Here is a 24,251-nt window from a genome sequence, read left to right as displayed (position 1 = left end):
GATCAGCTGCAGGACGCCGGGCACGATCCACAGCACGATCTGGGTGTGCTGGCTCGTCGGGTGGATCTTCGCCCTCACCCTCGTCGGCATCCCGATCGCGCTCGTGCTGTGGATCGTGCCCGGCGTCCTGCAGCTGATCTTCTCGATCCTCGGCGCACTCGCCGCCTGGAAGGGCGAGCTGTACCGCTACCCGTTCCAGATCCCGATCCTGCAGAGCTGACCGGAACGACCGATGCCCGGTCGGCAGCATCCGCTGCCGACCGGGCATCGGTCGTTCGTGCGCTGCGTCAGCGCCCGGCGCTTCCTTCGGTGTAGTCGGCGTCCGTCGGCTTCACCCATGCGAAGAGCTTGCGCAGCTCGCGGCCGGTGCCCTCGATCGGGTGCGCCTCGCCCTTGGCGCGCAGCTCCTTGAACTCGGGTGCACCGGCGTCCTGGTCATCGATGAAGCGCTGCGCGAAGGCACCATTCTGGACGTCGGCGAGCACCGCCTTCATGTTCTCCTTCACATGAGGGTCGATCACACGCGGACCCGAGACGTAGTCGCCGTACTCGGCGGTGTCGGAGACGCTCCAGCGCTGCTTGGCGATGCCGCCCTCGTACATCAGATCGACGATCAGCTTCAGCTCGTGCAGGCACTCGAAGTAGGCCACCTCGGGCTGGTAGCCGGCCTCGGTGAGCACCTCGAAACCGGCCTGCACCAGCGCGGACGCGCCACCGCAGAGCACGGCCTGCTCACCGAACAGGTCGGTCTCGGTCTCCTCGGTGAAGGTGGTCTTGATGCCACCGGCACGGAGCCCGCCGATCGCCTTGGCGTAGGACAGCGCCAGCGGCCAGGCCTCGCCGGAGGCGTCCACCTCGACGGCCACGATCACCGGGACGCCGCGGCCCTCGGAGTACTCGCGGCGCACCAGGTGCCCCGGGCCCTTCGGCGCGACCATGCAGACGTCCACACCGGGCGGCGGGGTGATGTAGCCGAACCGGATGTTGAAGCCGTGGGCGAAGAACAGCGCGTCGCCCTCCTGCAGGTTCGGTGCGATCTGCTCGGCGTAGATGGTGCGCTGATGCTGGTCGGGGGCCAGGATCATGATCAGGTCGGCCTCGGCGGCAGCCTCGGCGACGGTGACCACTCGCAGTCCCTCGGCCTCGGCCTTGGCGGCCGACTTGGAACCCGGACGCAGACCCACCCGGACGTCCACCCCGGAGTCGCGCAGCGACAGCGCGTGCGCGTGACCCTGGGAGCCGTAGCCGATCACGGCCACCGTCCGGCCCTGGATGATCGAGAGGTCGGCGTCGTCGTCGTAGAACATCTCTGCCATGTGTCTTCCTTACCTTTTCAGTGGTTGCGCACGGGTGTGCGGATCTTGTCGGACTTGGACCGGTCGGTGAGCGACTTGCTGCCCCGGCCGAGGGCCACCAGGCCGGACTGGACGAGCTCGCGGACGCCGTAGGGCTTCAGCATCTCCAGCAGCGCCTCCAGCTTGTCGGGCGAGCCGGTCGCCTCGATGGTCAGCGACTCGTTCTGGACGTCCACGGTCTTGCCGCGGAACAACTGGACGATCTCGATGATCTGGCTGCGGCTGACCGGGTCGGCCTTGAGCTTGATCAGCACCAGCTCGCGGCGCACCGCGTTGTCCTCCAGTTCGACGATCTTGAGCACCTCGACCAGCTTGTTCAGCTGCTTGGTGATCTGCTCCAGGAACTGCTGGTTCTCCACCACCACCTGCAGGGTGATCCGGGACAACTCGGGACGCTCGGTCGGCCCGACCGCGAGCGACTCGATGTTGTAGCCGCGGCGAGCGAACAGGCCGGCGATGCGAGCCAGGACACCCGGCTTGTTCTCGACCAGCACGCTCAGCGTGTGCGTCCTCACAGTTCCTCATCCTCCCAGTCGGGCGCCAGGTCCTTGGCGATCTTGATGTCGTCGTTGCTGGTGCCGGCGGCCACCATCGGCCAGACCATGGCGTCCTTGTGCACCACGAACTCGACCACCACCGGCCGGTCGGTGATCGACAGCGCCTTGTTGATCACGGCGTCCACCTCGGACGGGTGCTCGGCGCGCAGTCCGACCGCACCCATCGCCTCGGCCAGCTTCGGGAAGTCGGGAACCCGCAGCGTCTTCAGGTCGGTGTTGGAGTAGCGCTGACCGTAGAACAGCGTCTGCCACTGCCGCACCATGCCCAGGCTCTGGTTGTTGATCACCGCGATCTTGATCGGGATGCCCTCCAGCGCGCAGGTGACCAGCTCCTGGTTGGTCATCTGGAAGCAGCCGTCGCCGTCGATCCCCCAGACCACCGACTCCGGGCTGCCCACCTGGGCGCCCATCGCGGCCGGCACGCAGTAGCCCATGGTGCCGGCGCCGCCGGAGTTCAGCCAGCGTCCGGGCCGCTCGAAGGGCAGCAGTTGCGCGGCCCACATCTGGTGCTGGCCGACGCCGGCGGTGTAGAACGCGTCCGGACCGGTCAGCTCGCCGATCCGCTTGATCACGTACTCCGGCGACAGCATGCCCTCATGGGTGGCCTCGGTCGGCGGACGGTACTTGTCCTTGAGCGCACCCAGGTAGCGGCGCCAGGCCGTGTACTCGGGCAGGTCGGCGCCGCGCAGCACACCGTTCAACTCGGCGATGACGTTCTTCACGTCGCCGACGATCGGGACGTCCGCCACCCGGTTCTTGGAGATCTCGGCCGGGTCGATGTCGGCGTGGATGATCTTCGCCTCGGGGGCGAAGCTGTCCAGCCGTCCGGTCACCCGGTCGTCGAAGCGAGTGCCCAGCGCCACCAGCAGGTCGGCCCGCTGCAGCGCGCCGACCGCGGAGACGGTGCCGTGCATCCCGGGCATGCCCATGTGCAGCTGGTGGCTGTCCGGGAATGCGCCGCGGGCCATCAGGGTGGTGACCACGGGGATGCCGGTGATCTCGACCAGCTTGGCCAGCTCGTCGGCCGCGTTCGCCTTGATCACGCCGCCGCCGACATAGAGCACCGGACGGCTGGACTCGGCGATCAGCCGGGCGGCCTCACGGATCTGCTTGACGTGCGGCTGGGTGACCGGATGGTAGCCGGGCAGGTCGATGGTCTCGGGCCAGCGGAACGGCGCGGTGTTGGCCAGCGCGTCCTTGGCGATGTCGACCAGCACCGGCCCGGGGCGTCCGGTCTTGGCGATGTGGAAGGCGCCCGCGATCGCGGCCGGGATGTCCTCGGCGTGGGTGACCAGGAAGCTGTGCTTGGTGATCGGGAAGGTGATGCCGCGGATGTCCGCCTCCTGGAAGGCGTCGGTGCCCATCGCGGCACTGGCCACCTGGCCGGTGACGGCGACGATCGGGACCGAGTCCATGTAGGCGTCGGCGATCGCGGTGACCAGGTTGGTGGCACCCGGGCCGGAGGTGGCCATGCAGACCCCGACCTTGCCGGTGGCCAGTGCGTAACCCTCGGCGGCATGGCCGGCGCCCTGCTCGTGGCGGACCAGGATGTGCCGGATCAGCTTGGACTGGCCGAGCGGATCGTAGGCCGGCAGGATCGCCCCGCCGGGGATGCCGAAGATGACCTCTACACCCACCCGCTCCAGGGATTCGACAAGGGCCTCGGCCCCGGTCAGGATCGGTGGTGCGATGGTGTCGGACATCTCGGTCCCCTTTCTGCGGGTGATGGTTGCGGTTCCTCTTGCATGAAAAAACCCTCGCTGCGTCGGCAGGCGAGGGTGCGTGTCGGTCGACTAGTCGGCTGACACGCTCACGAAAGTACGAGGAAGAAGATCCGCACGAGGACAGTTTTCGCCCCGCGCGCGGGCCGTGTCAACTTTCGGACCGGCGTTTCCAAGATATGGACCGCGGGTCCAGGTTCGCGCGTGAGCGGAGGCCGGTGCGGCGTCGCTGCGGAGCCTGGTGACCGGCGACTCGGCTGAGCCGACGACTCGGGCTCCGGCGGCGGCTCGGGCTCCACGGATGACTCGGGCTCCACTGGTGAACCGGGCTGAGCCGACGACTCGGGCTCAACCGACGAACCGGGCACCGGCGGCGTCCGCGCATTCGGCGATGCGGTGGGCGAGTTCGATGTCCAGTTGGGTGATGCCCCCGGCATCGTGGGTGCTGAGCCGCCAGTGCGTGGTGCGCCAGCGGATGTCGATGTCGGGATGGTGGTTGAACCGCTCGGCCTCCTCCGCCACCGCATCGACCAGGGCGACGGCGGCCGGGAAGCCGGGCGCCTCGATGACGGCGACCAAGGCGTCCCCGTCCCGGCGCCATCCGGGCAGCTCGGCCAGCTGACGGTCGACCTCGTCCTCGGTGAGAAGTCTGCTCATCCGCTCATTGTGCGCCTCCCGGACCGGGAGGAACGCGGTTGCTCCGCTGCCGGAACGGGACGCGACGGCGTCCGCTTCGATTCGAGGAATCACCGGGCCGAGATGGAGAATCGCCGGCCCGGGAGTGGGGTGTCAGGGCTGGGGTCAGAGTGTCTCCCTCAGGTTGAGGTTGCGACTTCGGCGCCGGTTTCGGCGGCTCGGTTTTGTTCAGGTCCGCCTCCGGGTGACGATGGCGGCACACCACCCCCTACCCCCCGAGGTGTTGCCATGCCGATGCGGCGTTCCCCCCTGCCCGCCTGCCCCCCGATCCCCACCCTCGCTCCCCCGGACGCCGCGGCGTCCGCTCGAATCCGACCATCCCGATCGATCCCCGCCGCGCTGGCCGCCCTGGCCGTGCTCGGCACCACCCTCAGCGCCCAACCGGCCGCGGCCGCCGAAGCGGCGGCCACCCCGGTCAACGGCACCATCGCGATCACCGGCGCCGGCTGGGGACATGGCAAGGGCATGTCCCAATACGGCGCCTGGGGCGCCGCCGACGCCGGGCTGGCGCACGAGAAGATCCTCGCCTTCTACTACCCGGGCACCACGATCGCGAAGCTCAAGTCCGGCAGCGCGATCCGGGTCTGGATCACCGCCGACACCGACAACACCCTGGACGTGCTCCCCGAATCGGGACTGCGGGTGCGCGACTCGACCGGCCGCAGCTACACCCTGCCGACCGGATCGACCTATCGGCAGTGGCGAATCGCCCGCTCGGGCAGCAAGCGGGTGCTGCAGTACCTCAACGCCAAAGATTCCTGGGTGACCCGGAAGGTGTCCCTGGCGCCGACCGGCCGGGTGTGGACGTTCGACAACCCGAAGCGCTCGATCGTGAAGGTCCGGCTTCCGAACGGCAAGACCCGCGACTACCGGGAGAAGCTGGCGCTGCGGTTCTACGGCTCCGAGGCCCGCACGGTGAACACGGTCGGCATGGAGAACTACCTGCGCGGCGTGGTGCCTCGGGAGATGCCGACCTCCTGGCATCGCGAAGCCGTCCAGGCACAGGCGGTGGCCGCGCGGTCGTACGCCGCACGGGCCCAGCTGGCGCCGCGGACGTCCATCTACGACATCTGCGACACCGCGGCCTGCCAGGTCTACGGCGGTCAGGACGACGAGACCAGCGGTGGCGACGCCGCCGTCACGGCCACCAAGAACCAGGTCCTGAAGGCGGGTTCCGGCATCGCGTTGACGATGTTCTCCTCCAGCAACGGCGGGCACAGCGCGGACGGCGGCACCTCGTACCTGGTCGCCAAGCCCGACCCCTACGACGGCCGGATGCGGAACCCGAAGTGGACCACCCTGGTGAGCGCCGCGACGGTGCAGAAGAAGTACCCGAGCATCGGGACGCTGCGCAGCATCCGGGTCACCGAGCGGGACGGCGACGGCCCGTGGGGAGGCCGCGCCGACAAGGTGGTGATCACCGGCAGCGAGGGCTCGGTGAGCGTCACCGGCGGATCGTTCAAGACCGCTTTCGGGCTCAAGGAGCGGCTGTTCGGCGTCTTCGGCGGACTGAAGCCGGGCACCGGCAACTACGAACGGTGGCAGGACCTGGGCGGCACCACCGGCGTCCTCGGCGGCCCGAGCGCCGGCGAGACGGCCGTCGCCGGCGGCCTGTACGCCCAGTTCGAGGACGGCGAGCTGTACTGGTCGCAGGCCACCGGGTCGCGGCTGCTGACCGGCACGGTGGCGGACGCCTACCGCAAGGCCGGCGGACCGTCCGGGAAGCTGGGGTTCCCCACCGCCGACGCGTCCTCGGGCAGCGCCGAGTTCCAGAAGGGCACCATCAGCTGCTCCCGCAGCGGGAACTGCCAGGTCAACTACAGCTGACCGGACGCCCGCGCTCGCCTAACTATTTCGGGCTCGCTGAATTCAGCGAGCCCGAAATAGTTAGGCGAGCGTTGGGTGCGGGAGTGCTCAGCCGCCGGTGATGGCGGCATGGACCTCGTCCAGGTCGATGCCGGCGTCCCGGTCGAACAGGGCACGCAGTCCGGGATCGTCGGCGTAGCGCGGCACCAGATGGACGTGCAGGTGGAACACCTCCTGGCCGGCCACGGCGCCGGCGTTGGCGAGCAGATTGAGGCCGTCCGCGGCGAGCCGCTCGGTGAGCAGCCGGGACGTCGCCGCGATCGCCGGCGCGATCTCGGTCAGCGCCTCGTCGGCGTCCAGGATGTCGTCGACGTGCCGGCGCGGAATCACCAGGGTGTGCCCGCGCTTCCACGGGTTGATGTCGAGGAAGGCGATCGCATGGTCATCGGCGTAGATGCGGCGCGCCGGGATGTCCCCGGCCACGATCGAGCAGAACAGGCAGGCCATGCCCGGAATCTAGCGGGTGGGACGGTAAGAACCGTCCCCTTCGTACCACCGCCACCCACCTGTAGCCGGGGATGGGACGCTGGGGACGGTTCCTTTCGTCCCATTGGTGATACCTGTGGGACGACTAGAACCGTCCCCTTCGTACCACCGGAGCCTGCGGAGCTAGCTCCCGACGGGGAGCCGCACCGGGAAGCCGGCGTCGGCGAGCGCCTGCTTCACCTCGGCGATCGTGAGCGTGCCGTAGTGGAACACCGACGCCGCCAGGACGGCGTCGGCCCCGGCACGGGCGGCGTCCACGAAGTGCTCGACGGTGCCGGCGCCGCCGGAGGCGATCACCGGCACGTCCACCACCTTCCGGACGGCTTCGATCATCTCCAGGTCGAAACCGGCGGTGGTGCCGTCGGCGTCCATCGAGTTGAGCAGGATCTCCCCCGCGCCGCGGTCCACCGCCTCCTTGACCCAGGCGATGGCGTCCAGCCCGGCCGGCTTCCGGCCGCCGTGCGTGGTCACCCCGAAACCGGACGGCTGCCCGGCCTCGCGGCGGGCGTCCAGGGACAGCACCAGCACCTGGTTGCCGAACCGCTGGGTGATCTCGTCGATGGCCTGCGGACGGCTGATCGCGCCGGTGTTGATGCCGACCTTGTCGGCGCCGGTGCGCAGCAGGGCGTCCACGTCGTCGACGCCGCGCACTCCCCCGCCGACGCAGAGCGGGATGAACACCGTCTCGGCCGTGCGGCGCACCATGTCGAAGGTGGTCGCCCGGCCCTCCGACGAGGCGGAGATGTCCAAGAAGGTGAGTTCGTCGGCGCCCTGCTCGCCGTAGGCGGCGGCCAGTTCGACCGGGTCACCGGCGTCCCGGAGATTGAGGAAGTTGACCCCCTTGACGACCCGGCCGTCGTGGACGTCCAGACACGGAATGACCCGGATGGCGACGCTCATGGGCTCAGGGTAGTGCGCCCGGCGCCGGCGTCCGCACGACGGTGGATCGGTGGCGGACGCGTCCTCAGCCGGTGACCGTGATCACCACCCGCCGGTTCAACGCCCGGCCCTTGCCCGTCTTGTTGGACGCCACCGGCTTGCTCTCCCCATAGCCCCTGGCGGTCACGGTCAACTGGGGCAACCCGGCCAACAGGCCCTGACGCACCGCCTCCGCACGGCGCCGGGACAACCCCTTGTTGTAGCCGGCGCCGCCCTTGCTGTCGGTGTGCCCGTCCACCCGCACCGTGGTCGCGCCCAGCTCCTTGAGCGTGCCCACCGCCCGCTCCAACGCCGCAGCCGCCTTCGTGTTCAGGCTCGCCTTGTTGTAGGCGAAGAAGACGTCGGCCCTGAGCGTGATGGTCTTGCCGTCCTCGGTCACCGAGCCGTCCAGGGACGCCACCGGGAAGGTCATCGCCAGCGCGGGAAGGTCCATCGGCAACGCCGGAGCGGTCGCGCCGGGCCCGGGCGTGGGCGTCTCCGCCGACGCCGCCGCAACCGGCAGCAGCAACACCACGACCAGGGCTGCGAATGCTCGCCTCACCGCCGCACCGGAACCTTGCTGAAGGTCCCCGCGATCGGGATGCTGACGCCGACGGTCTCGACCCCCTCCGGGATCGCCTTGAACGTGACACTGAACGTGTAGGACTGACCGGGCATCAGGAAGACCGACGAGTCCGCCCGCGAACACACGCAGACGCCGGAGGAGTCCCGAGCCGGCAGGTAACGCAGTTTGTTCACCCCGTCGATCAGGTAGACCCCGTCGACGGCGTACAGGTCGTCCGTCATCGACCTGCCGGTGGTCGGATCGGTGGCCGCCTGCCCGTCGCCGAACATGCCCGGCCTCAGCTGGATCCGGTGCCGTTGCGGGGTACCAGTCCCTTGGTACGCGTTGGTCAGGGTGAAGGTGACGTTCGTGACGCCGTCCCGGACGGCGACCTCGTTGAGGGTGATCGCGGCCGGCTCGGAGTTCGCGGTGCCCTTGCGGACCTCGATCACCGGAAGCTCACCGGCCGTGGGGCTGGGCTGGGCACTGACCGTGGACGCCGGTGTCGCGCTCGCCGGCGCGGACGTCGTCGAACTGGTATCGGCCGGCGGCGACACGCTCGGCTGGCCGCCGATCGTGCAACCGGCCAGCGGGAGCACACAGACGATCAAGGTGGACAACAGAATGCGCATGGCGGGGCCTCCTCGTTCCGGGAACCTCACCGTAAGGGCTCCGCGGGACGCTCGGCCGATCTAATTTGCCGCCTGTGGATAACTTCCGACCCGAGCCGGTCAGTCCTCCAGCGGCGCGGCGTCCACCACACCGCGGCGCACCCGGTCGACCACCTCGCGGCAGGTCGTCCGCAACGGCCCCGGGCCGGCGGCCCGGCCGATCTGCCCGGCGAAGTCGACCACCTGGCGCGCCCAGCGGACGAAGTCGCCCGCGGTCAGTCCGGATTCGTCCAGCACATCGCCGAGCGGGCGTCCGGACGCCCAGGCATGGATCGGCTCGGCGAAGCCGATGTCGGGCTCGGGTCCGCGCTCCAGCCGATGGTCGCGTTCGGTGAGACCGACGTCGCGCCACACCCGGCGCAACTCCTGCTGGGCCGACTCGGACGCCCGGTCGGGCATCCGCGGCGGGCGCCGCCGGTCGCCACCGCGGGCCTCGAAGACCAGCGACGAGAGCACCGCCGCCAGTTGCGGCGCGGACAGGGCGTCGAACACCCCGGCGCGGATGCACTCGGCGCTGACCAGGTCGAGTTCGGCGTAGATCCGGGCCAGCGTGCGCCCGGCGTCCGTCACCGCCGCACCCCCCTCGGTCAAGTAGCCCAGGGACTCCAGCACCGTGCAGATCCGGTCGAAGCGCACCGCAATGGTGTTGGTGCGTCGGTCCGTCTGACGTTGCAGGCCGGCGTTCTCACGTTCCAGCCGGAGCGCCTGCTCGGCCCAGCGGGCATGGTTCTCCCGGTCCGGGCAGCCGTGGCACGGGTGCGCCTTCAGCCGGGCGCGGAGCTCGGCGATCCGCTCGGCCGCCTCGGCGTCCAGGGCGGTCGGCTGATAGCGCGGCTGGGCCAGGTCGATCTCGGCCAGCTTGGACCGGAACGCCGCCGACAGGTTGCGCCGGGACGCCGGCTGCCGTGGGTCGAAGTGCTTCGGCACCCGCATCCGTCCGGCCACCACCGGCGGGGTCGGGAAGTCGACCAGGGACAGCCGCTTCAACTGGCGTTGCTCGGTCATCACCATCGGGCTCGGATCGCCCTTGGCCAGGCCCGGGTCGACCACCACCGCCCAGCCGGTGTGCCGCCCGGACGGCACCCGCAGAATGTCGCCGGGCCGCAACTCGAGCAGCACGGTGAGCGACTCGGCCCGCCGGTCGGCTCTGCGGCTGCGCGCCGCCTCGGCCTCCAGCGCGGAGATCTCGGCGCGCAGCCGGGCGTACTCGGTGAAATCGCCCTTGTCGCAGGCGGCTTGGGCCAGATAGCCGGCGATCTGCTCGTTGCCGCGGGCGATCGAGCGGGCCAGGCCCACCACGCCCCGGTCGGACTGGTACTGCGCGAAGGACTGTTCCAGCAGCACCCGGGCGCGCTCGCGTCCGACCGAGCCGACCAGGTTGACCGCCATGTTGTAGGTCGGCGCGAACGACGACCGCAGCGGATAGGTGCGGCGCGAGGCCAGACCGGCGACCGAGCGGGGATCCATCCCGGTCTGCCAGAGCACCACGGCGTGGCCTTCGACGTCGATGCCGCGGCGTCCGGCGCGTCCGGTCAGCTGGGTGTATTCGCCGGGGGTGATCGGGGCATGGCTCTCGCCGTTGTATTTGACCAGCCGTTCCAGCACCACGCTGCGGGCCGGCATGTTGATGCCCAGCGCCAGGGTCTCGGTGGCGAACACCACCTTGACCAGGCCGCGGACGAAGGCCTCTTCGACGCACTCCTTGAAGGCCGGCAGCAGCCCGGCGTGGTGGGCGGCGATGCCGTTGCGGAAGGCGGCCAGGAAGCTGCCGTAGTCGAGGGCGTCCAGGTCCGACGGCGCCAGGCCCGCGATGTGATCGGCGGCGATGGCTTCCAGCTCGCGCCGCTCGGCGGCGTTGGTGAGCCGCAGCCCGGAGTGCATCAGCTGTCCGACGGCGGCATCGCAGCCGGCCCTGCTGAAGATGAAGAAGATGGCCGGCAGCAGGGCTTCGGCGTCCAGCCGTTCGACGGTGGCGTCCCGGCGTGGCACCAGGGACGACCGCGGACGCCGCTTCTCGATGGCGGTGCGGGTGCGCCGGTTGCGCATCTTCCGCGAGTCGTCGCGGACGTTGCGGGACTCCTCCTTGGCCAGCCGGAGCAGTTCCGGGTTGACATCGGCGTGCCCGGCCGGCAACGGGGTGGCCGTCGGGGCCTCGTCGGCGAACAGGTCGTAGAGCCGGCGTCCGGCCATCACGTGCTGGAACAGCGGCACCGGACGCCGCTCGGAGACCACGATCTTGACGTCGCCGCGGACCTCGTCGAGCCAGGCGCCGAACTCCTCGGCATTGCTCACCGTGGCGCTCAGCGAGACCACCTGGACGGTCTCGGCCAGGCCGATGATCACCTCTTCCCAGACCGCGCCGCGGAACCGGTCGGCCAGGTAGTGCACCTCGTCCATCACCACGAAGCCCAGTCCCCGCAGCGTCGAGGAGTTGGCGTAGATCATGTTGCGCAGCACCTCGGTGGTCATCACCACCACCGGCGCCTCGCCGTTGACCGTGACGTCGCCGGTGAGCAGTCCGACGTTGTCAGCGCCGTGCCGCTCGACCAGGTCGTGGTACTTCTGGTTGCTGAGCGCCTTGATCGGGGTGGTGTAGAAGCACTTGGTGCCGCGCTGCAGGGCCAGGAACACCGCGAACTCGCCGACCACCGTCTTGCCGGCGCCGGTCGGTGCGGCGACCAGGACGCCGGAGCCGGCCTCGACGTGCCGGCAGGCGTCCAGCTGGTAGCCGTCCAGGGGAAAGCCGTAGCCGGACGCGAAGGCCGCCAGCAGGTTTCCGGTTTCGCTGTTCATCGCCGCCAACCTACCGCGACCCGCCGACCAACCACCGGGGACGGTTCTCCACGAACGAAAACCAACCGCCGGGGACGGTTCTCAACCGTTGAGAATCGTCCCCAACCGTTGAGAACCGTCCCCAACCGTTGAGAACCGTCCCCAACCGTTGAGAACCGTCCCCGTGGTCAGCCGAGAACCTGCAGGGCACCGGAGACCGCGGTGACCCGTAGCGGGACGTCGCCCAGCGCCTCTCCGTCGCCGCTGCCGATCAGCCCGTCCCCGTCCACCACCACCTCGGACGCCCGGAACCGCTCGATCGCCGGGTGGGTGACGAAACCGCCGCTGTACAGCGAGGGCAGCAGCCGCAGCAGCGTCGTCCGCGGCACCGGGTGGATCACCGTGACGTCGAGCAGTGCGTCGGTCACGTCGGCGCCGGGCGCCGCCCGCATGCCGCCGCCGAAGAACTCGGCATTGGCCACGAAGACGGCCATCGAGTCCAGGTCCCGACGGACGCCGTCGACGGTCAGCCGGTAGCGCAGCGGGGTGAAGGTGCGCAGCTCGGCCAGCGCCGAGAGCGCGTAGGCGGGCGGTCCGAGCGGCAGCCTCATCCGGCCGGTGCGCAGCGCGACCCGGGAGTCGAACCCGGTGGACACCACACACCCCACCCAGCGCACCGAGTCGTCCGGCTTGGTCACCCGGGCCAGGTCGACGGCCCGGGTGCGGCCCCGGGTGAGGGCGGCGACGGCGTCCCGGATGTCCAGCGGCAGCCCGAGTCCTCGGCACAGATCGTTGCCGGTGCCGGCCGGCAGCACACCGAGCGGGACCTGGGTGCCGGCGCAGGCGTTCAGGCCCAGGTGCGCCATCCCGTCGCCGCCCATCACCAGCAGCGCGTCGGCCTCGGCGACCGCCTCCCGACAGGCCGCCTCGGCATGATCGACGTCGTAGGCCTTCACCACCCGCAGCGCCGTCGCCGGGAGCGAGGCGCGCAGCACCTCGCTGACCGTGGGCAGGATCCGACGAGCACGTCCGCGTCCGGCGGTGGGATTGACGACAAGATCGAAACGCCGGGCGCCGGTGCTCATGTGGTAGCTGGTTCCGCGGCCGCCTTGCGGGCCTTCCGCTTGTCGTGGGCACGACAGACCACCTCGGCCACGATGAACAGCAACGACATCGGAATCGCCAGCGCGCACATCGAGAACGGATCGGTCGAGGGCGTCGCGGCGGCACCGAAGACGAAGGTGCCGAAGATCACGTAGGTGCGCGCCTTCGCCAACTGGGACGCCTTCAGCACACCGACGAAGTTGGCGCCGACCACCACCACCGGCAGCAGGAAGCCGATGCCGAAGACCACCATCAGCTGCAGCATCAGCTCGAGGAATTTGTCGATCTCGATCAGGTTGGTGATCGGCACCGACTGCGGGGTGAACGCCATCAGCACCGAGACGCCCTGGGGCAACACCAGATAGCCGATCGCCACGCCGGCCAGGAACAGCGGCAGCGCGACAGCGATGAAGATCAGCGCCCACCGCTTCTCTTTGGCCATCAGCGCCGGGACGATGAAGGCCCACACTTGGTACAGCCAGATCGGCGAGGTGAGCACCAGGCCGCCGACGCCGCAGATCTTCAGCGCCAGCATCAGCGGCGACGCCACCCCCGACAGCACCATCTGGGTGCTCAACTCAGGATTGGTCTCGCGGAGGATCTCCTTCGCATACAACCACGGTTGCGCCAGGAACATGTACACCTGGTTGTAGAACACCGCGACCACGATCATGCCGAGGACGATGAAGACGAGCGAGAACACCACGCGGTAGCGCAACTCACGCAGGTGGTCGCCGAGCGACATCACCCCGTCCGGTGATGTCGGGGGCGGTTTGAGCCACCCGAGGCTGAAGCGTCGGGCCACGACCGATCAGCCCTGCTGGCGCTTCTTCTCGTCGCCCTCGGGATCGACGATCTCCCCCTCGTGGACGATGCCCTCCGGTTCGGCGCGCGGTGCCGGCGGCATCGCCGGAGGTGCGTCGGACTTCTTCAGAGTCGAGGTCTCTTCCTTGAACTCGCGAATCGCCTTGCCGGCGTTCTTGCCCGCGTTCGCGAGCCGGCTACCGCCGAAGACCAGAAGGGCGATGATCGCCAGGATGACCCATTCCATACCGCCAGGCAGGCCGAACATGCTTGTGCGCGCTCCTTCGTTGCGAGTAACTCGGCGAGTCTACTCAGTGCTGGGGATGCTGACCTGCGACACCAGATCGGCGAGTTCCTCGGCCCGCTTGCCCAGCATCTGCAGTTCACTGAACAGATCGGACGCCTTGTGGGCGATCCATACCGCGTAGGACGCCATGGTGATCAACCCGGCGACAGCAATGCCGAGGAAGATCCACACCCACATCATGGGTGCGAGACTAACCGATCGCGCCGGCCCAGCCCACCGCACGCCACGATCCCGGGCACGCGCCCTGCCTGCCCCCGCCGTCATGCCAGGTAGCTGCTGTTGTGACAGGTGGCTGCCGGCGTGCAGGCAGCCACCTGCTTCACGGGCAGCTACGGCGTCCGGTACGAGGGGATCGGGGTGGGCTGCCCGACTACGGACGCGGGGCGAGTTCGGAATAGAGCGCGAGCGCTTCCGCGGCGGCGGCGCGGGCCGACGCCGCGGCCTCGGCGGGTTCGACGTCCAACACGTCGGGGCCGAGCCGGAGCAGCAGCGAACGCAGCCAGGCCGGATCGGCCACCAGCAGCTGGACCCGCCAGCCGGCGTCCACGGCCGTCACCGAACGCACCGGGTAGTACTCGGCGATCCAGTGCGCCCGCTCGGCGATGGTCAGGGTGACCAGCGCCGCCTCCGGCCGGACCTCCAGCCAGCCGCCGTCGAACTGTGGCGGTTCGCCCCGATCCGCGACTCCGCCCTGGGCGGGTTCGACGGACGCGATCCGGTCCAGCCGGAAGGTGCGCCAGGCGTCCCGGTCGCGGCTCCAGCCCTCCAGGTAGACGTAGCCGTCGCGGACGCTGAGCCGGTGCGGTTCGACGACCGGCGTGGTGGTCTCGGCGCGGGTCAGCCCGTCGTAGCTGAGCCGGACGGCCTCACCGGCGGCGATCGCGGCGGCCAGCCGTTCCCGCACCGCGCTCTCCGAGGTGGCCACCGCGAAGCCGACCCGGTTGCTCTCCTGGGCGCCGGCCACCTTGGACAGCTTCGCCAGCGCCGAGTCGACCGCCTCACCGGCCGCACCTCCGGTGACCTCCCGGACGGCGCGCAGCGCGACGATCAGGCTGGTCACCTCCTCGATGGTGAACCGCATCGGACGGGACAGGTAGTCGGCGTTGCTGAGGCTGATCCGGCCCTGCTCCTGCACGGCGTCCATGTCGATGTCGATCAGGTCCCCGGGCATGCCGCCGGGCAGACCGACGAACCAGAGCACCTCCAGGTCGGCCAGCAGCCGGCGCGGGGTGACCCCGAAACGTTCCGCGGTCTCGGTCAGGTCGGCGTCCGGATGCGCCTGCAAGTAGGGCACCAGGGCGAGCAGCCGGGACACCTGCTCCAGGGAGGTGCTCATCGGGCCGCCCGGGTCAGCCGCTCGATCACGGTGCGGCGCAGCTCGTCCGGCTCCAGCACCAGCACCGCCGGGCCGTGGGCGCACACTTCGCCGACGAAGTCGCGGTCCTGCGCATAGGGCACCCGCCAGGCGGCGAACCCCGGCGGCAACGGCGACCGCCACTCCTGCCGGACGCCACGGCGCCGCAGGTCGGGCGCGGACGCCCCGCGGATCGCGACCACGGCCTCCGCGGTGGCCGGTGCGGGCTCCAGCGAACGGGTGAGTTCGGTGAGGTCGACATCGGGAAGCTGGCAGGCACCGGGCTTGCCGATCAGCTGCGGGACGTCCTCGATCCGCGCCAGCTTGAACATCCGGGGCGCCTCCCGGGTGCGGTCCAGGCCGACCAGGTACCAGGAGCCCCGACGGTAGGTGAGCACCCACGGCTCCACCTCGCGACGCATCCCGCGATACCCGAAGGCGACCGCGGTGCGGGTCATCGTGGCTTGCCAGAGCGGTTCGAACGCCGGCTCCTTGGCTCCGATGCTGGGGCTGATGCCGCTCAGCCGGGAGGCGTCCGGGTCGATTCCGGCGGCGCGCAGCTTGGCCAGCGCGCTGACCGTGCGTTCGGCGACGGTGGCGGTGCCCCAGACCTGGCTGGCCAGGCCGAGCGCGGTGGCTTCGGCGGCGGTGAAGTCGATCGGCGGCAGTTCGAAGTCCTGGCGGCGGATCCGGTAGCCGATCTCGTCCGGGAAGAGCGAGGAGTTGCTGCCGGTCTCGATCGGGACGCCCATGGCGCGCAGATCGTCCTTGTCCCGCTCGAAGGTGCGTTCGAACGCCGCGTCGGACAGGCCGGCGTAGCCGTCGACGACCTCGCGGATGTGGTTCTTGTCCAGGAAGCGGCGGGCCATCAGCAGGCAGATGGCGAGGTTCATGATCCGCTCGGACTTGCGTGGCGCCATCGGTCCTCCTGCCGCCCCGGGGATGCTTGCCTGCGCCCGCGAGGCTATCAAGCACCGACGCCGATGGCGGCCCGGCCACGGCCGATGCGAGAGAATCGCGCCATGGCCGGCCGGTTCGCTCCCTCCCCCACCTCGGATCTGCATCTGGGGAATCTGCGGACGGCGCTGATCGCCTGGCTGCTGGCCCGCGGCACCGGACGCGCGTTCCTGCTGCGGATCGAGGATCTGGACACCCAGCGGGTGGCGGCGGCGCCCGAGGTGGCGGCCCGCCAGCTCGCCGACCTGACCGCGCTCGGCCTGGACTTCGACGGCACACCGGTCTGGCAGTCGCGACGCCTGGATCGCTACGCCGCGGCGGTGGCCGCTCTGGACACCTACGAGTGCTTCTGCACCCGCCGTGAGATCGCCGAGGCGGCGTCCGCACCGCACGCCGGCGGCTACCGGCCCTACCCGGGCACCTGCCGCGACCTGACCGAGGCGGAGCGGGAACGCCGCCGGCGCGTCCGGCCGCCGGCGACCCGGGTGCGGACCGGGGACGCCGTCCAGACCGTCACCGACCGTTGGGCCGGAGAGCTGACCGGCGTGGTGGACGACTTCGTGGTGCTCCGCAACGACGGTGTGCCGGCCTACAACCTCGCCGTCGTGGTGGACGACGTGGCCCAGGGCGTCGATCAGGTGGTGCGCGGTGACGACCTGCTGTCCAGTTCGCCGCGGCAGGCCTGGCTGACCCGCCGGCTCGGCGGCGAGATCCCCGAGTACGCACACGTCCCGCTGGCCGTCAACGCCGAGGGACGCCGGCTGGCGAAGCGGGACGGCGCCGTCACCCTGGCCGACATGGGCCGGTCCGGCGTGACGCCGCCCCAAGTGCTCACCCGGCTGGCCCACTCGCTCGGGCTGGCCGGTCCGGACGAGCCGGTCACCCCGGCCCTGCTGCTGACCCGCTTCGATCCGGACGCGTTGCCCCGCGAGCCCTGGATCGTCGCATAGCGACGGACGCATCGCACGCGGGCGGGCTTGATCGGTACTACCGCCGTCAGTGGGACGATGGGGACGGTTCCTTTCGTCCCACAGGTACTACCAATGGGACGATAAGAACCGTCCCCGGCGTACCAAGAGTCCTGCTACCACCGTGGGTGGGACGACGGGGACGGTTCTCGGCGTACCACAGGTACTACCAATGAGACGAAAGGAACCGTCCCCGGCGTACCACCGAGCCCGTCACCCAAGATCTCGATGGCCGGGAGCGGCGTACCGGTCAGCCCTGGGCGGTGGCGTAGAGCAGATCGACGACGTAGACGACGGTGTCGCCCGCCTCGACGGGCGGGTTGTTGCTGCCCTTGGGGTAGCTGTCGGCGGGCGGCAGCACCAGCAGCACCCGCTGGCCGACCTTCTTGCCGACCAGGCCCTTCTGCCAACCCGGAATGGTGCTGGAGAGCAGGCCGCCGTCGACGCCGGTGGTCTTGTCCTCGATCACCTTGCCGGTCTTCCAGGACACCGCGACGTAGTGCACCGCGATGACGTCCTTGGCGGTGACCTTGCGACCGGTGCCGGCGGTCAGCGGCTGGGCGATCATCTTCGCCGGCGGGTCCGCCTTCGGGATGGTGATGGTGGGCTTGCCGTTGGCCTCGGTCACCGTCGGCAGCCCGGCCGGCGGCGTGATGGCCGCGCCGGTCGGACCGGTCAGCACGGTGTCGACGATGTCGACCACGAAGATCAGCGTGTCGCCGACCTTGATGCCGGCCTGCTCCGAACCGCCCTGGCTGTCATAGCCGTCCGATCCGGGCATCGCGACCAGCACCCGGGTGCCGACCTTCTTGCCCTCCAACGCCTTCTTGAATCCGGGCACCACGCTGGACAGGTCGAACATGGTCGACGTCTTGCCGAAGTTGCCGTCGAACTCCTTGCCGGTGCGTCCGTTGACGCCCAGGTAGTTGACGAAAACGTAGGACGGGTTGACCACCGGGCCCTTGCCCTCGGTCATCACCTTCACCCGGGTCTGGTCGATCGCCCAGGGTGCCTTCACCGTGATCTTCGGCGTGGCACCGAACTTCGGGTTCTTGACGGTGATCGCGTCCAGGTTGTTCGACGGCTTGATCGGCTTCGTCGAGGCGCTCGGCGAGGGCGAGGTGGACGCCGACGGCGAGGCCGAGGGGGTCGCCTCGGACGGGGACACCGACGGCGCCGCGGCCTGCCCGCAGGCGGTGAGGATCAACAGGGCTGCAGCGGAGGTGGCGGCGGCTGCGGTCTTGGAAGCGGCGAATGGCACCCCCCGACTGTAGTCGACCCGTCCCGATGACATCGGACGCGCCCGAACCCGCCCCCGTGCTCGCCTAACTATTTGGGGCTCGCTGAGTTCAGCGAGCCCCAAATAGTTAGGCGAGCGCGGGGGTGGGAGGCGGTGGCAGGCAGACACCAGGGGTCAGTGGGCGGCCATGGCGGCCAGCAGGTCGTCCACCGCCTGGTCGGCGACGGCGAGCGGGTCGGGCAGCTTCACCACGCGCTCCTCCCGGTCCGCGCCCGAACCGGGGCCGTCGGCCGGCAGGTCGTGGACGGTGAACTGGCTCCAGTCCACGCTGTACCGCACCCCGGCTTCCCGGGCGGCGCGGATCAGCCGCCCGCGCAGCACCGCCCGGGTGTCGGACGGCGGCCGCTGCGTCGCCCGCTCCACCGCCTCGGCCTCGGTCAGCCGGGTCACCGCACCGCGGGCCTCCAGCAGCCGGAACAGGCCACGCGGCGTGCCGTCGGCGTCCCGGGTCAGCTCGTGGAAGGCGAGATCGACCTGCGCCAGCCGCCGGTCGTCCCAGGACAGCCCGCGGGCGTCGGCGTAGCGCCGCAGCAGGGCGCGCTTGGTGACCCACTCCAGTTCGCCGTCCAGGTCGTCCTCGCGTCCGGCCTCGATCAGGTCGAGCACCCGCGCCCACTCCGCCGCCAGCGGCGAGTCCCCCACCATCGCCAGATACGCGCGCTGCACGTCGAGCGCGCCGATGGTCCATCCGGAGGCCAGCCGCAGCACCGCCCGCGGATCGCGCGCCACCGCCCGCAGCGAACCGGCCACATCGGCCAGCTCCAGTTCCGGCAACGCCGGCCCGGCCCCGGACGCCGCCGCCTCGACGGCGTCCAGCACCGCCAGCAGCGAACCCACCTTCAAGGCCGCGGACGGCTCGGAGAGGTTCGAGTCCCCGGAGATCACGTGCAGCCTGCGGAACCGGGCCGGATCGGCCAGCGGCTCGTCGCGGGTGTTGATCAGCGGACGGGTCCGGGTGGTCATCGAGGACAGCTCGTCGTGCAGCACCTCGGCCCGCTGGCTGATCGCATAGCCGTCGGCGCTCCACCGTCCGGAACCGCAGATCAGCTGCCGGGTGACCAGGAACGGGGTCAGCGTCGCGGCCAGCCCGGGCAGGTCCAGCGAACGCGCGATGCAGTAGTTCTCGTGGCAGCCGTAGGAGTTGCCGTGCGCGTCCACGTTGTTCTTCAGCAGCCGGAACCGGATCGGCTCCCCGGACGCCTCACCCTCGGCCTCCACCCGCTGCGCCAACCGGGTCAACAGTTCGTCCCCGGCCCGCTCGTGAACCAGCAGGTCGTCGATGCTCGCGCATTCGGCGGTGGCGTATTCGGGATGCGAACCGACGTCCAGATAGAGCCGCCCGCCGTTGGGCAGGAAGACGTTCGAACTGGCGTACTCGTGCTCGACCGGCGCGAACAGCCGCTGGGCCGCCTCGCCCCCGCTGATCCGGACGCCGCGGCCGCCGTCCGGCTTACGCGCCGCCAGCCCGTACTCGGTCTCGACCCCGACGACGCGGCGCGCCCGCGGGGTCACAACCCCGCCAGGTCCATCAGCGCACCCAACTCCTCCGAGGTCAGTTCACGCAGTTCGCCCACCTTGAGCCGTCCGATCCGCACCGGGCCGATCGCGGTCCGGGTCAGCCGCCGCACTGGGTGCCCGACCGCGTCGAACATCCGCCGGACGATCCGGTTGCGGCCCTCGTGCAGCGCCACCTGGACGATGGAGCGGGTGCCGCCGCGCTGGATCAGCTTCACCTGATCGGGCCGCACCGGTCCGTCCTCCAGGGTGATCCCGCGGCTCAGCTTGCGCAGCGTGACGTTCTCGATGACGCCCTCGATCTCCGCCACGTAGGTCTTGCTGACCTCCTGGGAAGGGTGCGCCATCCGCTGCCCGAAGTCGCCGTCGTTGGTGATCAACAGCAGCCCCTCGGTGGGGGTGTCGAGGCGTCCGACGTGGAACAGGCCCTCCTTGGTGCGGCGGCCCAGATAGTCGGTGATGGTGGTACGGCCCTGTGGATCCTCCATCGTGCAGACCACGCCGCGCGGCTTGTGGAAGACCAGATAGACGTGCCGGCGGGGCGGCGGGATGCGGGCGCCGTCGACCCGGATGACGTCGCTCAGCGGGTCCACCCGCACGCCCTGCTCAGTGATGGTGCGGCCGTTCACCTCGACCAGGCCGTCGGCGATCATCTCCTCGCAATGCCGCCGGGAACCTAGCCCGGCCCCGGCCAGCACCTTCTGCAGCCGGATCCCCTCGCTCATCGGATGCCTTCCTGTTCGGATACGTCGTCGATTGAACTGTCGCCGGTCGAGCTGTCGCTGGTTGAGCTCGTCGAAACCGCATCGTCCGGGGTCTCGAACGACTCGCTGGTTGAGCTCGTCGAAACCACGTCGTCCGGGGTCTCGACAAGCTCGACCGACGACGACTCGACCGACGAAGCGGCGGACGCCGCACGCAGTTCGGCCTCCAGCACGGACGCGTCCGGCAACAGCGGGGCGATCGGCGGCAGGTCGTCCAGGCCGGCCAGCCCGAGCCGCTCCAGGAAGTGCCCGGTGGTGCCGAACAGCATCGCGCCGGTCTCGGCGTCCCGGTCCACCTCCTGGACCAGGTCGCGGGTGACCAGGGTGCGCAGCACACCGTCCACGTTCACCCCGCGCACCGCGGACACCCGGCCCCGGGAGATCGGCTGCAGGTAAGCGATCACCGCCAGCGTCTCCAGCGCCGCCTGGGAGAGCCGGGACTGCTGGCCCTCGACCAGCCAGCCGCCGATCAACTCGGCATGCTCGGCCCGCGTCCAATAACGCCAGCCGCCGCCGACCTCGCGCAACTCGAAGCCGCGGGACGTCTCGTCGTAGAACCAGGCCAGGTCGGCGAGGGCCTCCTCCACCACCGTGACGGGGGCTCGGACGGCCTGCGCCAGTTCCGCGGTCGGCACCGGCTCGGTGGCCATCAACAGCAGCGCCTCCAATGGCGCGGCGATCGATTGAGCCGAGGGCGCCGCGGCGTCCGTCACCTCGATGCCGGGCAGCGGATCGGCCACGACGTCCGGCGCGGACGGGTCAGTCATCGGCTGTCTCCTGGTTGCTCTCGGTGTCGAACTCGGCGGAGATCTCGATCGCATCCGCATCACCGGCGACCCACCGTACTCGCAGCTCACCCAGCGGCGTGAGCTGTTCGAAAGAGACGGCCCGTTCCCGGAACAGCTCCAGCAGCGCCAGGAAGCGGGCCACCACCACCAGCCGCTCGCCGGCGTCGGCGACCAGTTCGCGGAAACTGGCGGCGCCCCGCTCGCGCAGCGTCGCCATCACCAGCTCGGCCTGCTCCCGGACGCTGACCTGGGCCTGGTGCAGGTGACTCAGCGAGACCTGCTCGGCCGGCTCCGGGGTGAGCGCCCGGGCCGCCAGGAAGGCCAGCTGATCGGCGGTGGCGGTGAACCGGAGTTCGGGCAACAACGCCTTGAACTGCTCCTCCAGGCCGCCCGGACGGGCGAACCGGCGGTCCTCCACCACCAGGGTGTCGGCGATCCAGCGGCTCACCTGTTTGAACGCCCGGTACTGCAGCAGCCGGGCGAAGAGCAGGTCACGCGCTTCGAGCAGGGCCAGGTCCTCGGCGTCCTCCACCTCGCCCTGCGGCAGCAGCCGGGCCGCCTTGAGGTCGAGCAGGGTGGCGGCCACCACGATGAACTGGCTGATCTGCTCCAGGTCCCAGCGCCCGGGCCCCTGCTGTTCCTGGCCGGCCTTGACATGCGCGATGAACTCGTCGGTGACCACCGACAGCGCGACCTCGGTGATGTCCAAGCGGTGCCGCGAGATCAACTGCAGCAGCAGGTCGAACGGCCCCTCGAAATTGGCCAGATGGACGGTGAAGCCCGGCACGGCCTCGGTGGCGGCGGACGTCACGACGCGTCGAGCTGCCGGATCAGGTCGCACTCCTCGCCGTTGGCGTCCAGGTCGGCCACCGCCAGCGCGACGGCGGCGCGGACGATCCGGCCCCGGTCCACCGCGATGCCGTGCTGGGCGCGCAGGGTGAGCCGGGCCTGCTCCAGCGCCAGCAACTCCGCGGCGCTGACGTAGACGGTGATCTTCTCGTCGTGCTTCACCCGGCCGGAATGCCGAAGCCCCTGGTCGGGCGTGGGTTCGGTGGCCCGGAACAGCTCCTGGGCACCGGGCAGCGCTACGCGCCGGGGCATCGCTGCAACACCTCCCGGGCCAGCATCCGGTAGGCCTCGGCGCCGGGCGAGTTCGTCGCGTAGGTGGTGATCGGCTCCCCCGCGACGGTGGTCTCGGGGAATTTGATGGTGCGCCGGATCACGGTGTGGAAGACCTTCTCGCCGAACGCCTGGACGACCCGCTCCAGCACCTCGCGGGAGTGCACCGTGCGGGCGTCGTACATGGTGCCGAGGATGCCCAGGATCTCCAGGTCGGGGTTGAGCCGGTCCTGCACCTTGCCGATGGTGTCGTTGAGCAGGGCCAGCCCGCGCAGCGCGAAGAACTCGCACTCCAGCGGCATCAGCACCCGGTCGGACGCGGTCAGCGCGTTCACCGTGAGCAGCCCCAGGGACGGGGCACAGTCGATCAGCACGATGTCATACTCGCCGCGGACCTGCGCCAGCACCCGCTTCAGGGTCTGCTCACGGGCCACCTCGGAGACCAGCTGGACCTCGGCGGCGGACAGGTCGATGTTGGCCGGCAGGATGTCCAGCCCCTCCACCACGGATTCGGTGATGATGTCGTGGACGTCGTGGTCCCGGGTGAGCAGCAGGTTGTAGATGCTGGTCTCCAGGGTGTGCGGGTTGATCCCCAGCCCGACCGACAACGAGCCCTGCGGGTCGAAGTCGACCAGCAGCACCCGGCGTCCGGTCTCGGCCAGCGCGGCGCCCAGGTTGATCGTGGTGGTGGTCTTGCCCACCCCGCCCTTCTGGTTGCACATGGCGATGATCAGGGCGCGCCGGTTGCCCGGCGCCGGCGGGGTCGGTTCCGGCAGGTCGGGCAGCGGGCGTCCGGTGGGACCCAGGACGGGTCCCGGGTCGGGCGCGGGTGCCGCCTCGAACAGAGCCGGGCTTTCGGTGCTGGTATCGGTCACGGAGCCTCCAAGTGTCGACAAAGACACTAATACTCCGCCGCGATCGTTGCGGACGCGGCGCGCCGGGTTTCCCTAACCATCCGCACGACATACCCACAGGGGGTATGTTCGGGGTATGCGTTATCTTGCTCGTCTCGCCCTTCCCCTCGCCGCCGGGCTGGCCCTGGCCGGCTGCCAGTCCCCGGCCGCCGCGCCGAGTTCGACCCCGCCCTCGGCGTCCGCCACCGCGTCCAGCGCGGCCAACGCCGCGGACGTGATGTTCACCCAGATGATGATCCCGCACCACGAGCAGGCGGTGGTGATGAGCGATGCGATGCTGGCCAAGCAGGGCATCTCCGCCGAGGTCACCAAGCTGGCCACCGCGATCAAGAACGCCCAGCAGCCCGAGATCGACCAGATGAAGGGCTGGCTGAAGGCGTGGGGCTCCTCCGAGCACGGGGATCATCACGGCCACACCGGCATGGACGGGATGCTGTCCGACCAGGAGTTGGAGACCCTCAAGGCCGCACAGGGCAAAGAGGCAGAGAAGCTGTTCCTGACCGGCATGATCAAGCACCACGAAGGCGCGGTCGCGATGGCCAAGGAGGTTCAGGCCAAGGGCAGCGACCCCGCGGTGAAGAAGCTCGCCGACGCCATCATCACCAGCCAGCAGGCCGAGATCGACCAGATGAAGAAGCTGCTGGAGGGCTGACCGGCATCCACCTCCCCCGGCCGAACACCCGTCGCCCCCACCTGGCGCTCGCCTAACTATTTGGCGCTCGCTGAACTCAGCGAGCGCCAAATAGTTAG

26 protein-coding genes are annotated in these 24,251 nt (G+C 70.1%); 4 read left to right on the top strand and 22 right to left on the bottom strand.

Annotated features, from left to right (window positions below; genetic code table 11):
* Positions 1-220: DUF4870 domain-containing protein (locus QM582_RS02655; protein WP_415081500.1), on the top strand; the 220-nt coding region annotated here is incomplete at its 5' end.
* A gap of 67 nt (positions 221-287) precedes the next feature.
* Here the strand turns inward: QM582_RS02655 and ilvC are convergent.
* The 4 genes from ilvC to QM582_RS02635 form a co-directional block, all read right to left on the bottom strand.
* Complete coding sequence (gene ilvC / locus QM582_RS02650) at positions 288-1,316, bottom strand: ketol-acid reductoisomerase (protein ID WP_415081498.1); 1,029 nt, start codon at positions 1,314-1,316, stop codon at positions 288-290.
* A gap of 17 nt (positions 1,317-1,333) precedes the next feature.
* Positions 1,334-1,870 carry an acetolactate synthase small subunit gene (gene ilvN / locus QM582_RS02645; RefSeq protein WP_415081497.1) on the bottom strand — a complete coding sequence of 179 codons (537 nt, stop codon included), beginning with the start codon at positions 1,868-1,870 and terminating at the stop codon, positions 1,334-1,336.
* Positions 1,867-3,615 (bottom strand): acetolactate synthase large subunit, encoded by a 1,749-nt coding sequence (locus QM582_RS02640; RefSeq protein WP_415081495.1) that lies wholly within the window; start codon positions 3,613-3,615, stop codon positions 1,867-1,869. The genes ilvN and QM582_RS02640 overlap by 4 nt, the downstream gene beginning before the upstream one ends.
* Before the next feature lie 366 nt (positions 3,616-3,981).
* The gene (locus tag QM582_RS02635; protein ID WP_415081493.1) at positions 3,982-4,290 is read right to left on the bottom strand and encodes a 4a-hydroxytetrahydrobiopterin dehydratase; all 309 of its coding nucleotides are present in this window, start codon (positions 4,288-4,290) and stop codon (positions 3,982-3,984) included.
* Positions 4,291-4,563: 273 nt separating this feature from the next.
* Here QM582_RS02635 and QM582_RS02630 point away from each other — a divergent pair, with 273 nt between their 5' ends.
* Positions 4,564-6,156 (top strand): SpoIID/LytB domain-containing protein, encoded by a 1,593-nt coding sequence (locus QM582_RS02630; RefSeq protein ID WP_415081491.1) that lies wholly within the window; start codon positions 4,564-4,566, stop codon positions 6,154-6,156.
* An 87-nt stretch (positions 6,157-6,243) separates the two neighbouring features.
* Here QM582_RS02630 and QM582_RS02625 read toward each other — a convergent pair whose 3' ends face one another.
* The 11 genes from QM582_RS02625 to QM582_RS02575 all read right to left on the bottom strand — a co-directional run bounded on the left by QM582_RS02625 (position 6,244) and on the right by QM582_RS02575 (position 16,096).
* Entirely contained in the window at positions 6,244-6,642 is a 399-nt protein-coding gene (locus tag QM582_RS02625; protein ID WP_415081489.1) for an HIT family protein, read from the bottom strand.
* 162 nt (positions 6,643-6,804) lie between these two features.
* Positions 6,805-7,581: an imidazole glycerol phosphate synthase subunit HisF gene (gene hisF, locus QM582_RS02620; RefSeq protein ID WP_415081488.1), complete on the bottom strand. Its 777-nt coding sequence runs from the start codon at positions 7,579-7,581 to the stop codon at positions 6,805-6,807.
* 64 nt (positions 7,582-7,645) lie between these two features.
* Positions 7,646-8,161 carry an OmpA family protein gene (locus tag QM582_RS02615; RefSeq protein WP_415081486.1) on the bottom strand — a complete coding sequence of 172 codons (516 nt, stop codon included), beginning with the start codon at positions 8,159-8,161 and terminating at the stop codon, positions 7,646-7,648.
* Complete coding sequence (locus QM582_RS02610) at positions 8,158-8,796, bottom strand: hypothetical protein (RefSeq protein ID WP_415081484.1); 639 nt, start codon at positions 8,794-8,796, stop codon at positions 8,158-8,160. Before QM582_RS02610 ends, QM582_RS02615 begins: the two co-directional genes overlap by 4 nt.
* A gap of 99 nt (positions 8,797-8,895) precedes the next feature.
* Entirely contained in the window at positions 8,896-11,628 is a 2,733-nt protein-coding gene (locus QM582_RS02605; RefSeq protein WP_415081482.1) for a DEAD/DEAH box helicase, read from the bottom strand.
* Positions 11,629-11,795: 167 nt separating this feature from the next.
* Positions 11,796-12,692 (bottom strand): diacylglycerol/lipid kinase family protein, encoded by an 897-nt coding sequence (locus QM582_RS02600; protein WP_415081481.1) that lies wholly within the window; start codon positions 12,690-12,692, stop codon positions 11,796-11,798.
* Positions 12,689-13,456 carry a twin-arginine translocase subunit TatC gene (gene tatC, locus QM582_RS02595; RefSeq protein ID WP_415081479.1) on the bottom strand — a complete coding sequence of 256 codons (768 nt, stop codon included), beginning with the start codon at positions 13,454-13,456 and terminating at the stop codon, positions 12,689-12,691. The genes QM582_RS02600 and tatC overlap by 4 nt, the downstream gene beginning before the upstream one ends.
* A gap of 66 nt (positions 13,457-13,522) precedes the next feature.
* A complete protein-coding gene (locus tag QM582_RS02590) occupies positions 13,523-13,783 on the bottom strand; it encodes a twin-arginine translocase TatA/TatE family subunit (protein WP_415081477.1) in 261 nt (86 codons plus the stop codon).
* A 39-nt stretch (positions 13,784-13,822) separates the two neighbouring features.
* A complete protein-coding gene (locus tag QM582_RS02585; protein WP_415081475.1) occupies positions 13,823-14,002 on the bottom strand; it encodes a hypothetical protein in 180 nt (59 codons plus the stop codon).
* A gap of 190 nt (positions 14,003-14,192) precedes the next feature.
* Positions 14,193-15,158: a helix-turn-helix transcriptional regulator gene (locus QM582_RS02580; protein WP_415081473.1), complete on the bottom strand. Its 966-nt coding sequence runs from the start codon at positions 15,156-15,158 to the stop codon at positions 14,193-14,195.
* Complete coding sequence (locus tag QM582_RS02575) at positions 15,155-16,096, bottom strand: helix-turn-helix transcriptional regulator (protein WP_415081471.1); 942 nt, start codon at positions 16,094-16,096, stop codon at positions 15,155-15,157. Before QM582_RS02575 ends, QM582_RS02580 begins: the two co-directional genes overlap by 4 nt.
* Before the next feature lie 102 nt (positions 16,097-16,198).
* Between QM582_RS02575 and gluQRS the strand changes: the two genes are divergently transcribed.
* Positions 16,199-17,083, top strand: a complete 885-nt coding sequence (gene gluQRS, locus QM582_RS02570; RefSeq protein WP_415081469.1) for a tRNA glutamyl-Q(34) synthetase GluQRS — start codon at positions 16,199-16,201, stop codon at positions 17,081-17,083.
* A gap of 268 nt (positions 17,084-17,351) precedes the next feature.
* Here gluQRS and QM582_RS02565 read toward each other — a convergent pair whose 3' ends face one another.
* From QM582_RS02565 to QM582_RS02535, 7 genes are all read right to left on the bottom strand, one after another.
* The gene (locus tag QM582_RS02565; RefSeq protein WP_415081467.1) at positions 17,352-18,362 is read right to left on the bottom strand and encodes an FKBP-type peptidyl-prolyl cis-trans isomerase; all 1,011 of its coding nucleotides are present in this window, start codon (positions 18,360-18,362) and stop codon (positions 17,352-17,354) included.
* A 153-nt stretch (positions 18,363-18,515) separates the two neighbouring features.
* Positions 18,516-19,913 (bottom strand): proteasome accessory factor PafA2 family protein, encoded by a 1,398-nt coding sequence (locus tag QM582_RS02560; protein WP_415081466.1) that lies wholly within the window; start codon positions 19,911-19,913, stop codon positions 18,516-18,518.
* On the bottom strand, positions 19,910-20,641 hold the full coding sequence (locus QM582_RS02555; RefSeq protein WP_415081464.1) for a pseudouridine synthase: 732 nt from the start codon (positions 20,639-20,641) through the stop codon (positions 19,910-19,912). The genes QM582_RS02560 and QM582_RS02555 overlap by 4 nt, the downstream gene beginning before the upstream one ends.
* Complete coding sequence (gene scpB, locus QM582_RS02550; RefSeq protein ID WP_415081462.1) at positions 20,638-21,447, bottom strand: SMC-Scp complex subunit ScpB; 810 nt, start codon at positions 21,445-21,447, stop codon at positions 20,638-20,640. The genes QM582_RS02555 and scpB overlap by 4 nt, the downstream gene beginning before the upstream one ends.
* Positions 21,440-22,279: a segregation and condensation protein A gene (locus QM582_RS02545; RefSeq protein ID WP_415081460.1), complete on the bottom strand. Its 840-nt coding sequence runs from the start codon at positions 22,277-22,279 to the stop codon at positions 21,440-21,442. The genes scpB and QM582_RS02545 overlap by 8 nt, the downstream gene beginning before the upstream one ends.
* The gene (locus QM582_RS02540) at positions 22,276-22,569 is read right to left on the bottom strand and encodes a hypothetical protein (RefSeq protein ID WP_415081458.1); all 294 of its coding nucleotides are present in this window, start codon (positions 22,567-22,569) and stop codon (positions 22,276-22,278) included. The genes QM582_RS02545 and QM582_RS02540 overlap by 4 nt, the downstream gene beginning before the upstream one ends.
* Positions 22,554-23,432 carry a ParA family protein gene (locus QM582_RS02535; RefSeq protein WP_415081502.1) on the bottom strand — a complete coding sequence of 293 codons (879 nt, stop codon included), beginning with the start codon at positions 23,430-23,432 and terminating at the stop codon, positions 22,554-22,556. Before QM582_RS02535 ends, QM582_RS02540 begins: the two co-directional genes overlap by 16 nt.
* 145 nt (positions 23,433-23,577) lie before the next feature.
* On the opposite strand from QM582_RS02535, the gene QM582_RS02530 reads away from it, so the two are divergent.
* Entirely contained in the window at positions 23,578-24,153 is a 576-nt protein-coding gene (locus QM582_RS02530; protein ID WP_415081456.1) for a DUF305 domain-containing protein, read from the top strand.
* Positions 24,154-24,251 lie beyond the last annotated feature (98 nt).

It is taken from the genome of Micropruina sp. (assembly GCF_047607385.1).
GTDB lineage: Bacteria > Actinomycetota > Actinomycetes > Propionibacteriales > Propionibacteriaceae > Micropruina.
Note: the sequence above shows the minus strand (reverse complement) of the source record. Positions and strands in the feature narration are given on the sequence as shown.

What these genes read in the sequence shown, in the direction of transcription:
- ilvC (WP_415081498.1), bottom strand. Translation starts at nt 1,316, where the DNA reads ATGGCAGAGATGTTCTACGACGACGACGCCGACCTCTCGATCATCCAG.
- QM582_RS02640 (WP_415081495.1), bottom strand. Translation starts at nt 3,615, where the DNA reads ATGTCCGACACCATCGCACCACCGATCCTGACCGGGGCCGAGGCCCTT.
- QM582_RS02635 (WP_415081493.1), bottom strand. Translation starts at nt 4,290, where the DNA reads ATGAGCAGACTTCTCACCGAGGACGAGGTCGACCGTCAGCTGGCCGAG.
- QM582_RS02630 (WP_415081491.1), top strand. Translation starts at nt 4,564, where the DNA reads ATGCGGCGTTCCCCCCTGCCCGCCTGCCCCCCGATCCCCACCCTCGCT.
- QM582_RS02625 (WP_415081489.1), bottom strand. Translation starts at nt 6,642, where the DNA reads ATGGCCTGCCTGTTCTGCTCGATCGTGGCCGGGGACATCCCGGCGCGC.
- hisF (WP_415081488.1), bottom strand. Translation starts at nt 7,581, where the DNA reads ATGAGCGTCGCCATCCGGGTCATTCCGTGTCTGGACGTCCACGACGGC.
- QM582_RS02610 (WP_415081484.1), bottom strand. Translation starts at nt 8,796, where the DNA reads ATGCGCATTCTGTTGTCCACCTTGATCGTCTGTGTGCTCCCGCTGGCC.
- QM582_RS02605 (WP_415081482.1), bottom strand. Translation starts at nt 11,628, where the DNA reads ATGAACAGCGAAACCGGAAACCTGCTGGCGGCCTTCGCGTCCGGCTAC.
- QM582_RS02600 (WP_415081481.1), bottom strand. Translation starts at nt 12,692, where the DNA reads ATGAGCACCGGCGCCCGGCGTTTCGATCTTGTCGTCAATCCCACCGCC.
- tatC (WP_415081479.1), bottom strand. Translation starts at nt 13,456, where the DNA reads ATGTCGCTCGGCGACCACCTGCGTGAGTTGCGCTACCGCGTGGTGTTC.
- QM582_RS02590 (WP_415081477.1), bottom strand. Translation starts at nt 13,783, where the DNA reads ATGTTCGGCCTGCCTGGCGGTATGGAATGGGTCATCCTGGCGATCATC.
- QM582_RS02585 (WP_415081475.1), bottom strand. Translation starts at nt 14,002, where the DNA reads ATGATGTGGGTGTGGATCTTCCTCGGCATTGCTGTCGCCGGGTTGATC.
- QM582_RS02580 (WP_415081473.1), bottom strand. Translation starts at nt 15,158, where the DNA reads ATGAGCACCTCCCTGGAGCAGGTGTCCCGGCTGCTCGCCCTGGTGCCC.
- QM582_RS02575 (WP_415081471.1), bottom strand. Translation starts at nt 16,096, where the DNA reads ATGGCGCCACGCAAGTCCGAGCGGATCATGAACCTCGCCATCTGCCTG.
- gluQRS (WP_415081469.1), top strand. Translation starts at nt 16,199, where the DNA reads ATGGCCGGCCGGTTCGCTCCCTCCCCCACCTCGGATCTGCATCTGGGG.
- QM582_RS02555 (WP_415081464.1), bottom strand. Translation starts at nt 20,641, where the DNA reads ATGAGCGAGGGGATCCGGCTGCAGAAGGTGCTGGCCGGGGCCGGGCTA.
- scpB (WP_415081462.1), bottom strand. Translation starts at nt 21,447, where the DNA reads ATGACTGACCCGTCCGCGCCGGACGTCGTGGCCGATCCGCTGCCCGGC.
- QM582_RS02540 (WP_415081458.1), bottom strand. Translation starts at nt 22,569, where the DNA reads ATGCCCCGGCGCGTAGCGCTGCCCGGTGCCCAGGAGCTGTTCCGGGCC.
- QM582_RS02530 (WP_415081456.1), top strand. Translation starts at nt 23,578, where the DNA reads ATGCGTTATCTTGCTCGTCTCGCCCTTCCCCTCGCCGCCGGGCTGGCC.